The organism is Candidatus Poribacteria bacterium (assembly GCA_026702755.1).
GTDB lineage: Bacteria > Poribacteria > WGA-4E > WGA-4E > WGA-3G > WGA-3G.
The window spans coordinates 1-11,990 of the sequence record JAPPBX010000025.1; the positions used below are offsets into that span (position 1 = coordinate 1).

Here is an 11,990-nt window from a genome sequence, read left to right on the forward strand (position 1 = left end):
CTGCGTATTGGGATGGCAGGAATGCTGTAGGAGAGCGCGTAGCGAGTGGTATCTACTTCTACACGCTGCAGACGGTAGACTTTACTGCAACCCGACGGATGGTTATCCTCAAATAGGTATAGCAGCGAAAGTGCTATAAAGTGCGTTTTGGCGAAGCTTGCGAGCCAAAACTAACGCTTCAAAAGTAAACGCCCCAATCTGCCGGTTTAGCTAACCGCGAATCAACGCCGATTAGCAGTCGGCGTTGGGGCGTTTTTTGGTGTATACGCAAAAGGAGAAGTTTTTTGATTTATCGAAGAAATAGTTTACCTATTTGGGGCGTGCTTGTGCTGCTTTTCGTTGTAAGTACTGGTAGCGCATTTGCGTTCTCTTTTGGCCCACCAGAAGGGCTAACAGGGGCTCTGAATGAAGCCAACTGCACACAATGCCACGTTGGCAATGCATTGAATGACTCAGATGGTTCGTTGATGTTAACAATCCCCGAAACATATCAGCCAAATGAAGTTTATACGATTGTTGTCAATTTATCACGCGCTGGGCAGAGCCGCTGGGGATTTGAAATGACTGCGCTGGATGACAATGGCGCACGCGCCGGATCTTTTGGCGTGTCAGATGCGGCGAATACGCAGTTAAAAGAAAAAGACAGTAAGCAATATATCATGCACACTTCTGCGGGAAGCGCGCAGGGAACTAATGATGAGAACCAATGGACTGTTGAATGGACTGCGCCTGAGGCTGATATTGGTCCTATTACCTTTTACGCTGCTGGAAACGCCGCCAATGCCGATTTTGGAATTACGGGTGATTATATCTATACAACAAGTGAAGAATCAACGCCTCCAGTTCCGACAGTTGCCGGTGTCTCCTTAGAGATTGTCGGCGAAACTGCACGCTCTACGTTAGACGCTATCGTAGGCGTGAGTTACACGCTCAAAGTCACGAACACGGGTAATATGATGGATACTGTAACGCTTGAAGCCTCAGCAGAAGTGGGTATTGAAGGCAGTGTGCTTGGTGCCCTCAGTGCCAGATCAGTCGAGCTTGAAGCCGGTGCATCTACAGAAGTGACATTGAAGGTCACGGGGGATCTCTTCGCAAAACCGGGCGATTACCCAATTAATGTAACGGCAACTTCCAAGACAGATGGCACGAAGACTGCTGAAGTCACAACCACAACAACCATAGAAATGCCACCTCCCCCACCAACACCTTGGGATGTCAATGATGACGGAACCGTGAATGTTCAAGATTTAGTACTTGTCGCTAACGAACTTGGCGAGTCTGGGGAATCCCTTAAGGCGGATGTGAACGGTGATGGCACAGTAAATATTCTTGATTTAGTCCTTGTTGCTTCGCATTTTGGTGAAGATACAAGTAATTAATAGTTGTCAGTTGTTGGTTATCGGTTTTCAGTGAAGAGGTCTCCAGATAACAATTTACCTCGTTCTGGAGTATACCAAGTTTGGGGATTCTTACAAAAGTATCTCTTAACCGAAAACCGATAACTGACAACCCTTATAGGAAATATGAACATGGCATCTAAATATCGTGTTGGAATTATCGGATGTGGTGGTATTGCCAATGCCCACGCCCGTGGCTATGAGGGCGTTGAGCAAACGGAGATCGTTGCACTCGCTGATCCGATTCAGGCAGCCCTTGACAAGTTCGCAGACACCTACGGCGTATCCACTGAAAACTGCTATTTGGATGCGCGTGAGATGTTGGATAACGAGGAGCTTGATATTGTCAGTGTCGCGACGTGGCATAAACTCCACGCACCCATGACAATCGCGGCGTGTGCACGAAGCCCAAAGGCAGTGCTCTGTGAAAAACCGATGGGTGTAAGTCTCGGTGAATGCGATGAAATGTTAATCGTCGCGAGCCGGAACGATGTCAAAGTGGTGATTGGACATCAACGCAGATTCAATTCGGCGTGGACGGATGCCCGAAACCTCATTGCTGAGGGGGCAATCGGTGAACCCCAACAGGTTGTCTGTCACGGTGGGCAGGGGTTGTTGAATGATTGCTCACACCTCTTTGATATGATGCGCTATGTCCTCGGGGATCCGGATCCGCAGTGGGTTATCGGCAACGTTGAACGGAAAACGGAGCGTTACGAACGTGATATTCAGATTGAGGACCGGAGTGCTGGAATTGTCGGCTTTTCAAACGGCTGTATCGGTCAACTCTTGCAGGAGATCGGCAGACCGAACTATCAAGGCGGCATCGTCTACGGGACAGATGGCATTGCCGATGTAACAGAGGGACGCGTCCGCCTCCTCAACAACAAGGCTACTGATTGGGAAGAACGTCCCTCTGATGGCGTGAACCAGCACGTCGCGCAGGCAGCCGAACTCGTTGAATGGATTGAAGGTGGTCCCGAACACCGTGGTGAAGCGAAGCATGGACGCGCCGCTGTCGAAATTATTATGGCAATCTACGAATCCGCACGAATGCACGAAGTCGTCCAATTGCCGCTGCGGACACATGCGAATCCACTGGATTTGATGATTGAAAACGGAGATTTGCCCATTGAACGCCCGGGACGTTATGATATCCGTGCGTTTTTGTTGCACGGCGAATCAATGAAACCAGGAGAGTGAGAAGTCTCCTAAAAAAATTTAAAGAACCATGCAGATTACGCAAGGGGTTTCTGTTGGCTTGACGGCATTGAAACGTAACAAGTTGCGCTCCGTGCTAACAACACTCGGAATTATCATCGGTATTGCGGCTGTCGTGGCTGTTGTTTCAGTCGGTGGCGGTGCGGAACACCTTATGCTCGCTGAATTGGAGCGGATCGGTGGCGCAGGTATGATCGTCTGTTTTAGGAAAGAGGCGTTTCGTAGGGAAGACGGCTCGTATGTCGAAAATAAGCATCCGGAGTATATTGAATACGAAGACCTTGATTTCCTCCTTGAAAACTGTCCTTCTCTGAAATCAGCGGTAGCACTGTCAGAGATGAGTTTTACTGTGTCGCACAAACGCGTTAATCAGTCGCTTCAAGTTCTCGGCGTTACACCCTTCTATGAAGAGGTTAATAACTGGTACATTCAAGCAGGTAGATTTATTAGCCAAAGCGATATGGAACGGAGGGAACCTATCTGTGTCATCGGGTCTGAGGTCCGAAAAGACTTATTTAAAATGGAGGATCCGATTGGGCTTGAACTCAAAATCAACACGGAACGGTTCACCGTCATTGGGGTCATGGAAGAGAAGGGCAATAGTATGGCATCTGAGGGGTGGGATAATCGGGTAATTATTCCACTCACCACAATGGGGATCCGTTTTATCGGGCAATGGAAAGGCTGGATCGATCTGTGGGCGCAAGCCGAAAGTTATGAGAAAGTCGAACAAGCCGTCGCTGAAATCAAGGTCGCCATGCGCCAGCAACACGGTGATGAAAAATACTTTGAATTTTTCACGGCGAAGGAGATTATAAAACAGGTAGGCAATGTCAGTCGAATCGTTCAGATACTCTTGGGCGGTGTTGCGAGTGTTGCTCTGTTCGTCGGTGGCATCGGTATTATGAATATCATGTTAGTCTCCGTGACAGAGAGAACTCGTGAAATTGGCTTGCGCAAAGCCCTTGGCGCGAAGCGCCGTGACATTCTAATTCAATTCCTTATTGAAGCCATCGTTTTAAGCATTTGTGGTGGGCTTATCGGTATCCTCATCGGAAGTAGCCTTGCTTCTATTTCCGGTTTAGTTATTTCAAAACTTATGAAGGCGAGTTGGCCCGCTGTTGTCTCTGTCCAAGCCGCGTTGATCGCGTTCAGCGTTTCGGGATTAATCGGCATATTCTTTGGACTCTACCCAGCAAACAAAGCTGCAGGTCTCACTCCCACAGAAGCTTTGCGCCATGAATAGATTTGTACCTAATTGTAATAGATTTCACTATTAACGATGCACCGTTAATAGGCGCGTGGGCAAAGTACACCATAGGCATCAATTTAAAAAATATGGTAGTTTTTACAATTACTTAGACATCCTAAAGAGGCAAGGTTAGAACCTCGCCAACGGCGGTGGAGGTTTTCGCTTCTATTGAAATTGCCTCACAGTGAGAGTTAATTCTATAATTCACCATATATGATCCTATTGAGGGAGAAAAAGTGAATTCTTTAACACTTGAAGATTTGCTTAAATTTAACACGTTTGCTGTGAGAGTTCCTATTGATATTTCCTCTGACGGAAATTGGATTGCTTACAACACGCGGAACCGTAAAGCGTATGAAGGTAGCGTCGGAGACTCAGCATATTCTAAAACGGGTGTGGTGTTTGAAATGGTGCAGGCTACGGTTTGGGTAACAAACACGCGGACAGGTGAACATCGTAACCTAACCCCGAACTGGGGATCAAGTTGGGCACCAAGGTGGTCTCCTGATGGAGCGCGTCTTGCATTTTTCTCAGACCAGAGGGGTAAACCTCACCTATTCATCTGGAATCGTGAGACTGAAGAAATACAGGAGTTTACATCGACAATTGTTCGTACGTTCTTTGGCTTTGAAGTGCCTAAATGGACACCAGATGGACGTTTCATTCTTGTCAGATCCATTGCTTCAGCAGATGTTCCAATCTTCGATGAATCTATGCAAGACAAACCCCAAGTTTTACCTAAAGTTTCACAAGAAACCTCTTTTGTCGAAGTCTATGAGTCGGAAAATGGGCAACTTCAAGGAGAGCGACATGAAACAAGAGATATAGAACGTAGAGTAGACTTGATTATTCTTGATACTAAGACCGGTAAAACACTTTCGTTGATGAAGGAGCATGAGATTTCAAGTATTGATATTGCTCCTAATGGTGAACAAGTGGCTGTCATGGTTTGTCTGGGGTATGAAACACCAACATCTCTACAACTGGTATATGACCTCTACGTTTTGCCTCTGCCAGTAGAGTTAAGCGATGCTTCAGTTACGGAAATTGAACCTCTTGTAAGAAAAATTCGACTTCAAGATGCTGGTATTACTGTCAGTTGGTCCTCGGATTCAAGGTACGTGGCATGGACAACAGCAGGGGATCTGGCATCAGGAGATGCTTTTATTCTTGACGTAGAAACTAATATGGTTCGTAATATCACAGAAAGTTTTAATGTCAACCTTGGACGAGATTATCAACCGCCTCTCTGGATAGGAGAAAGCGAAGCACTCCTCTGCCTTGCGGAAGGGGAAATATGGAAAGTGCCCCTAAACAGTGGTAAAATACAAAACTTGACAAAAAACTTTGAGTTTTCCGTTCACGATGTATTCTACCAAAGCGAGGGGTATACATCTGGAACGGTTGACAACGCTATCACGATAAAAGTTTATGACGCGAAACGAAAGTGTCACAGTTTTTATCGTTTCAGCCTCACAGATAACACAGTTACACTTTTGCGATCAGAAGACAAGCACCGGACCACTCATACAGGTCGCTTTTATAAAGATGTGGCAGAGAAAACCGGAGAATTTATTTATGTTGTTGAAAGCAATCAAGAACCGCCAAATATTTGGATGAGTGATGCTAATTTTGAATCTCCGTGGCAAATTACAGACATTAATCCACATTTACAAACTATTGATTTTGGCAGAAGTGAGCTCATTGAGTGGACACTTGAAGATGGAGAAACAGTTAAAGGGATCCTTGTGCTACCCTCTGAGGCATCTGAGAAAAATCCTGCCCCGATGATTGTAAGTGTCTATCCGGGAATAACGCCTTCGACAGAAATCAATAACACCTTTGCTCTCGGCAAGGGCTTGGGGAGTAACCATCCGGGTATGTTTGCTTCGCGAGGCTATGCGCTTTTATTCCCTGACTTCCCCATACAGAACATCGAGCCATACAAACAGTTTTCAGATGTTATTCTTCCAGGTGTTGACGCAGCTATTTCGACTAAAAGGGTAGATGCAGAACGGTTAGGAGTCGTCGGTCATAGTCACGGTGGATACGCCGTGAATGTCCTTATCACACAAACAACGCGATTTAAAGCGGCAGTCGCTTTTGCGTCTACGAGTAACTTAATCAGTGAGTACCTTGTTAATACAGGAATTGGTCCCGGTTGGTACGAGACTGGAAGGGGAGGGATGGGCGGGACCCTGTGGGAATTTCCGCAACGTTATATCGATGGTTCACCAGTCTTTCATCTGGATAAGGTTGAGACCCCTTTGCTGCTTATTCACGGAGATCAAGATTTCGTCCCCTTTGAACAGGCTCAGGAAATGTTCAACGGACTCGCGCGTCTTGGAAAAGAGGTTGTGTTGTTGAAATACAAGGAGTCAGACCATTTTCTTGGCTCTTGGTCAAACGAAAAACTTGCCGATTATTGGGAGCGGGTACTAAACTGGTTTGACGAATATCTGAAATAACGCGAGTTCGACGTTGACTTACTACGAGCTGCCTTTTTGCTGGATTTGCTTGCGCTTGGACAAAGTTCACCTATCAGTAAATATTAATAATATATTTTTTATATTCCACCATAACTGGGCCTTGACATCCTCTCCAATCTAAAGATTGGAGATTCCTTTTGTTGCTTGTAGCAACATTCCTTGGGTTTAATCCAAGGCAACAGGGACTTCCAAGCGAAAGCCCAAGGGCGGTGCCATCCGGGGCGAACCCATTGCCGCCACTACAGGGTCGCCTAAACAACCCTGATACTTTCTCAAAATATTAATTGCACCTACGCCATCGCGATGATACTCAAAACCGCACTTACAGGTGTACTCACGATTATTAGGTTTCTTCCTATTGCCGCACTCCGGGCAGGTTTGTGAAGTGTAAGCCTCATCAATTTGAACAACCTTGATACCTAACACTTTTGACTTGTAGGCAATCAAAGACGTAATCTTGCCAAATGCCCACTGGTGCAACTTCTGATTGGCACGATTGCCGTAGTTGATATTGTCGCGTATGCCAGTCAGGTCACCCAAGACAATCGTGCCAATCCCTTTATACTTGCAGTATTTCAGGAACTTGGTGGTATGTTTATGGAGAGCGTCTTTGATTTGGTTGTCAATTTTCTTGATGCGTTTCCACTTACGCCTCGTGAGTTTCCACCAGCGTTTGCTGTGCCGCTTACACCTACTGATAGCATGACTGAACTCAGATAGCACTTTATTACGCAGTCGGTACAGGGATCTGATGTACCGTCCATTGTAAATATGCGTATCCATGCCGTCATGTGTCACAATAGGATGTATCTCGCCAATATCCACACCTACTACGCCCTTACCAGAATCAGTATCCTTAACCTCATATCTATAGGAAAAATGCAATTCCCACTGTCCATAGTTGTAAACCAAATCAATAGTAGCAATGTGTTCCGTTTCAGACATGTTAAAGTTAGACGGCAGTTGTATGCCTAATTTATCACTATTAGAACCCATGGAAAGAACAAGGCGTTTACCAAACAAACTATTATCCACAAAAGTAATCGCAGACTTCAACCAACGCGTCGTCATATAGTTCTTACGCTTATTAGGCGGTTTAGGATTCACAACGCCACCACTCTTCTTCAAAGCACTGTAAGACTTCCACGACTTGAAATATTGCTTCCTAATCGCCTGTATACTTTGAGAATGCAAAGGCTGTGACTTAGACAGGTTTTTATCTATCCAACCTTCACAATCACCTCCAAACCAGAAATGATCATGAGCATGAGGATAACCACGATGCCATTGGTACATATCCATCAAATACAAACACTCATTCCATACAGACGCTGACGCTTCCTGAATATCGGAAAAACCAGACTGCTTTTTTACCTTCAAAATCTTCGTTCTGTGGAAATACGCCATAACCTAACCCCACACAATATCAACTACCAAACTTACATCTACTTAGTATAGCACAAGCACACTTTTTTGTCAAATACAAAATCTGGCAAAAATTCAAAAGAAAAACATTGAATTTTTTCCAGATTTCAGTTAAAATTACTTATCATTTCTCAAGGCACGTTTCTTTTCAAAATATCCATTAGGTACTGCCCTTATGAGCGGCGTATATTTGAATCTTGTCTTGGGAACACTGTTAACCCGAATCTGATTTCGCATTGTGTCAATAAAATCCGTATCAAATGCTTCAGGATTATGAGAAACAAAGAATTCAAACGCTTCTTCGAGTTCCTCAAGTCCTATTGGTGGATTTTCGGTTTTCATGATGTTTACCTCAATAAAATTATTTTTGGGTTATTCTCCTGAGGCACAGGGGTCCAGTCTGTGCCTCAGACACCATATTTTACCAATATCCTGTCCTTGTTCTCCTAAAGTAATCACACTTATAGATTGTTCCTTCTTTATTCACGAAAAGATAGAAAGTGTAATATCCGTCTCTGTAAGTCGATTCGCCCGCCCTATCAGCCATTATAGCACTGAATATCTCGCCGCCGGTCTCTACATCGTGGATATATGTATACCTGATATTCCCGTTGCCAAGAGGCATAGGATCCCTTATATCGGGATTTATGAGCAGAAAATCCTCTAACTGCATTCCCTGCCAGTGACTCGCAAGGTTCTGCATCTCCAAATCCGTCTTTTGATTGTGCAAAGCACAGCTCGAAAACAACAATACGCTTATAGTAGCGTAGATTATGGATTTCGGTTTCATTTTTTCTCCTTAAAATTTCAGAGTGAATCCGAACCCAATTTTTCTGCCAACGAACAAATTTGGCTCTAAATCCAATGAATCTATCAATTTTATGGGTTTAGGTTTTCTATGAGTAATCTGATAGTAAAGCAAAGATGGGTTCTGTTTGGGCTGTTGTCCATACTCATAAATTTGCCAGATGATGAAGATACCTGCAGCTACTAATCCTGCACGTACCAAAATATCTTCCCGATTATCATCTTCTCTTACGCGTAATTCGTATGAATCCGAACATACCAAAGTGTATTCACCTAATATCCAATCCATTAAATCCCGTTTCTTAACACATTCGGCATGTGCTGACAATGAGAAAATGACAAGTAATCCTAAAATCGCGTATAGAGTTCTCATTCTTAATCTCCTACTATATCCAATTTTCTCGTTATATTTCTAATAGTTTTAGCAGAATAGACGACATTATAGACAGGTAACCCCCCTCTTTGACCCTTGAAGTAAGCACGAATTCTTTCAACTACATCTATTACAATTTTTTCGCCATTTTCAATTTGACTACCAACTGATGGTTCCAGTTCAAAAGTTATATCTACATAATTTACATTGTTACTTCTGACAGAACCTGCACGCACAAAAAATCTTTCCCCATAGAAATAGAATTGAAGAACAATTTTATCAGAGTAGTATTCTGAGCCAACTATACCTATAGCATCAGTGCTTCTCGGTATTATGACGTAAACGCCTTTCAAAGGTGGAGGTTCATGCCATCCCTTTTCGCCAGCGTTAATACTGGCAAAAACATTATACCTGTTAATATGTCTGTATTGAGATTCCTCCCTAACTAAATATATTACCTCTTGTTCTTCCTCCAATTCATCTCTATCACAAGACAAAATAGAGATACTTCCAAGCAAAATCAAGAAAACCAAAGGGATCCTTTTACCTTTCATTTGAATTTCCTCGCGTTAATATCGCGAAGGTAAAAAATCATTTGACAATGATTAAATTTTCGCGTATACTTAAAATGGAATGTGGTAGGAGGCGAAAAGCCTCCTACGCATTAAACACGAAACGATATGGCTACAAGCAAAAAAGTGCCATATTGAGAATCTGACTTGGGAGGTATCGGATGGCAGTCCATGCCTCCCCCTTCTCATGTGTAATTATACCCTGTCTAAAAAAGCATGTCAAATTAAAAATAGACAACTACATACAAATTACAGTCGTCCAACTAATTCCTTAAAATATACCCAGTCGCATGAATCACGCCCTTAGCAGATTCTACATCTCCAGTCTAAAGACTGGAGTTTTGAATCTGAAGAGGATGATAAACCAGAATGGTTTCCGAGGACCACCCCGTGAAACTACAAATAGGAATCCACACGAAAAAATAAAGGAATACATAAGATGTCAAATCAAACAACGAAAGTCCGCGCGGCAGTCGTCGGGCTTGGTTGGCCCGGGATGCAACATCTCAAAGGCTATACACTTGACCCGCGTTCAGAGGTTATCGCTGTCTGCGACTTGGATAAGGCGCGCGTCCGAGAGGTGGCAAAGCAACATAAAATACCGAATACGTATACCGACCACTTGGAAATGCTGAAGAATCAGGATATTGATGCTGTGAGTGTCTGTCTGCCCAACTTCCTCCACGCGCCTATTTCTATTGATGCCCTGAACGCTGGCAAACATGTGCTTTGTGAAAAACCTCCTGCTCGGAGTGCTCAGGAGGCGAAGGCTATGGCGGATACAGCCGCTCAAAATGGAAAGACCTTAATGTACGCCCTCGTGCAGCGATTCGATGGAAATTCTCAGCATCTCAAGCAGCTTGTTGAAGGCGGCAAACTTGGCGACGTTTATTTCGGTAAAGCTGCTTACGTCCGACGGCGCGGCGTTCCTATCGGCAAAGAAGGCTGGTTTGTTGATAAAGAACGCGCAGGCGGCGGCGCGCTCATTGACATCGGCGTTCATGCGTTAGATTGTATCTGGTGGCTCATGAACTCCCCCAGACCGATTGAAGTCATGGGCACGTCGTATTCTCACTTTGGACACCTCGTGCCAGACGATGTTAAATACGATGTTGATGACGGGACCTTCGCCCAAATCCGCTTTGAAAACGGCGCGACGATTATCCTTGAAACAACATGGGCACTGAACCTGCCGGGCGACAATTACATTAAAATCGCTGGAACAAAAGCAGGTGTGACGCTCAACCCGTTCACCCTTTACACGGAAGAAAATGGTAAGGAAGTGGATAAACCGCTCAGTGCACCTTCTATTAACGGCTTTGACGAAGAGGTAAAGCACTTCGTGGAATGCATCGTTGATGGCAAGAAACCTATCTCCTCAGCGGAACAGGGCATCATGCTGATGCAGATGCTTGACGGTATTTACGAATCTGCGGAAAAGGGACGATCTGTGCCTATCGTAGATTTAGGTACCGCGACCGGATGAACTCCCTCTATCTGACATTCCAGGTCTATTTGGCATTTGCGAGGAAGTCCTTCCAGAAGCAGATGCAATATCGGGTTGCGAACCTTGCAGGGTTGATTACCAATTTCTTCTTTCTGTTGGTGTATGTTTTTGTCTATACTGCTTTTTATGCGGTCTATACCGGTCCGCAGCCCCTCAATCTGGATGAAGTTATCACCTATTTTGTTCTCTGTCAGTCTTCTTTCATGCTTATGCCGTTTTGGGGGGCGCGATCTGAAGTTACGAACGCGATTAAAGACGGCAGCGTTGCACTCCAATTAACGAAGCCGGTTGACTTCCAGACGTATTGGTTCACGGATGAATTCGGTAAAGCCTGTTATTACCTGCTCATGCGGGGACTTCCAACTTTTCTTATCAGTATTTTCTTCTTCAAGGTTGCGATTCCGCAGCAACCCACCGTCCTAATAGCGTTTGCATCTTCAATGACGCTCTCTATTCTCATGAGTGCTGCGATCACAATAACAATTTTTAGCAGTGCGTTCTGGACGCTGGATACAACGGGGATTTCTGGAATCTCTTACTCCATAATTTTCTTGTTTTCCGGAATGCTGGTTCCGATCGCGCTGTGGCCCGAATGGTTAGCACACATCGCAAGATGGTTGCCGTTTGAAGGTTTGATTGATGTCCCGTTTAGTATCTATTTGGGCAAGATTACAGGCATCAAAATCTGGATTGCGATAAGCAAGCAGATGGCATGGAACCTCTTTTTTATTGGGCTGGGACGGCTTCTTTTAAGCCGTGGGTTTTCGAGGCTGGTCATACAAGGCGGTTAGTAGGTATCTCCAAAAATGCACCATCTTTCACTTTATTTCCATTTCGTCAAGCTTCGCATCCGATCACAGATGGAGTACCGACTCTCGTTTCTCTTTGAACTATTTGCGCAAGCGAGTATCTCCGTCATGGATTTTTTCATGATTGCGCTCCTC

General features: G+C 44.6%; 11 protein-coding genes. 6 read left to right on the forward strand and 5 right to left on the reverse strand.

The window, feature by feature from the left end; all coding sequences use genetic code 11:
• Positions 1–284: 284 nt before the first annotated feature.
• From OXH39_04895 to OXH39_04910, 4 genes are all read left to right on the forward strand, one after another.
• The gene (locus tag OXH39_04895; protein MCY3549776.1) at positions 285–1,382 is read left to right on the forward strand and encodes a dockerin type I domain-containing protein; all 1,098 of its coding nucleotides are present in this window, start codon (positions 285–287) and stop codon (positions 1,380–1,382) included.
• A 150-nt stretch (positions 1,383–1,532) separates the two neighbouring features.
• Positions 1,533–2,603 (forward strand): Gfo/Idh/MocA family oxidoreductase, encoded by a 1,071-nt coding sequence (locus tag OXH39_04900; GenBank protein MCY3549777.1) that lies wholly within the window; start codon positions 1,533–1,535, stop codon positions 2,601–2,603.
• 28 nt (positions 2,604–2,631) lie between these two features.
• Positions 2,632–3,867, forward strand: coding sequence for an ABC transporter permease (locus tag OXH39_04905; protein MCY3549778.1), 1,236 nt, complete (start codon positions 2,632–2,634; stop codon positions 3,865–3,867).
• A 242-nt stretch (positions 3,868–4,109) separates the two neighbouring features.
• Positions 4,110–6,341: a prolyl oligopeptidase family serine peptidase gene (locus tag OXH39_04910; protein MCY3549779.1), complete on the forward strand. Its 2,232-nt coding sequence runs from the start codon at positions 4,110–4,112 to the stop codon at positions 6,339–6,341.
• A gap of 186 nt (positions 6,342–6,527) precedes the next feature.
• Here the strand turns inward: OXH39_04910 and OXH39_04915 are convergent, their stop codons facing one another.
• The 5 genes from OXH39_04915 to OXH39_04935 all read right to left on the reverse strand — a co-directional run bounded on the left by OXH39_04915 (position 6,528) and on the right by OXH39_04935 (position 9,521).
• Positions 6,528–7,769 (reverse strand): transposase, encoded by a 1,242-nt coding sequence (locus tag OXH39_04915; GenBank protein ID MCY3549780.1) that lies wholly within the window; start codon positions 7,767–7,769, stop codon positions 6,528–6,530.
• 135 nt (positions 7,770–7,904) lie between these two features.
• The gene (locus OXH39_04920; protein MCY3549781.1) at positions 7,905–8,129 is read right to left on the reverse strand and encodes a hypothetical protein; all 225 of its coding nucleotides are present in this window, start codon (positions 8,127–8,129) and stop codon (positions 7,905–7,907) included.
• A gap of 79 nt (positions 8,130–8,208) precedes the next feature.
• Positions 8,209–8,577 carry a hypothetical protein gene (locus tag OXH39_04925; protein ID MCY3549782.1) on the reverse strand — a complete coding sequence of 123 codons (369 nt, stop codon included), beginning with the start codon at positions 8,575–8,577 and terminating at the stop codon, positions 8,209–8,211.
• A gap of 9 nt (positions 8,578–8,586) precedes the next feature.
• Complete coding sequence (locus OXH39_04930; protein ID MCY3549783.1) at positions 8,587–8,967, reverse strand: hypothetical protein; 381 nt, start codon at positions 8,965–8,967, stop codon at positions 8,587–8,589.
• Between the two features lie 2 nt (positions 8,968–8,969).
• Positions 8,970–9,521: a hypothetical protein gene (locus tag OXH39_04935; protein ID MCY3549784.1), complete on the reverse strand. Its 552-nt coding sequence runs from the start codon at positions 9,519–9,521 to the stop codon at positions 8,970–8,972.
• A gap of 457 nt (positions 9,522–9,978) precedes the next feature.
• Between OXH39_04935 and OXH39_04940 the strand changes: the two genes are divergently transcribed.
• Both OXH39_04940 and OXH39_04945 read left to right on the forward strand, forming a co-directional pair.
• The gene (locus tag OXH39_04940) at positions 9,979–11,025 is read left to right on the forward strand and encodes a Gfo/Idh/MocA family oxidoreductase (protein ID MCY3549785.1); all 1,047 of its coding nucleotides are present in this window, start codon (positions 9,979–9,981) and stop codon (positions 11,023–11,025) included.
• Positions 11,022–11,837, forward strand: coding sequence for an ABC-2 family transporter protein (locus OXH39_04945; protein MCY3549786.1), 816 nt, complete (start codon positions 11,022–11,024; stop codon positions 11,835–11,837). Before OXH39_04940 ends, OXH39_04945 begins: the two co-directional genes overlap by 4 nt.
• Positions 11,838–11,990 lie beyond the last annotated feature (153 nt).

Excerpts from the sequence above, each read along its gene's own strand:
- OXH39_04905 (MCY3549778.1), top strand. The coding sequence starts at position 2,632 with ATGCAGATTACGCAAGGGGTTTCTGTTGGCTTGACGGCATTGAAACGT.
- OXH39_04920 (MCY3549781.1), bottom strand. The coding sequence starts at position 8,129 with ATGAAAACCGAAAATCCACCAATAGGACTTGAGGAACTCGAAGAAGCG.
- OXH39_04940 (MCY3549785.1), top strand. The coding sequence starts at position 9,979 with ATGTCAAATCAAACAACGAAAGTCCGCGCGGCAGTCGTCGGGCTTGGT.
- OXH39_04935 (MCY3549784.1), bottom strand. The coding sequence starts at position 9,521 with ATGAAAGGTAAAAGGATCCCTTTGGTTTTCTTGATTTTGCTTGGAAGT.
- OXH39_04930 (MCY3549783.1), bottom strand. The coding sequence starts at position 8,967 with ATGAGAACTCTATACGCGATTTTAGGATTACTTGTCATTTTCTCATTG.
- OXH39_04945 (MCY3549786.1), top strand. The coding sequence starts at position 11,022 with ATGAACTCCCTCTATCTGACATTCCAGGTCTATTTGGCATTTGCGAGG.
- OXH39_04900 (MCY3549777.1), top strand. The coding sequence starts at position 1,533 with ATGGCATCTAAATATCGTGTTGGAATTATCGGATGTGGTGGTATTGCC.
- OXH39_04915 (MCY3549780.1), bottom strand. The coding sequence starts at position 7,769 with ATGGCGTATTTCCACAGAACGAAGATTTTGAAGGTAAAAAAGCAGTCT.
- OXH39_04925 (MCY3549782.1), bottom strand. The coding sequence starts at position 8,577 with ATGAAACCGAAATCCATAATCTACGCTACTATAAGCGTATTGTTGTTT.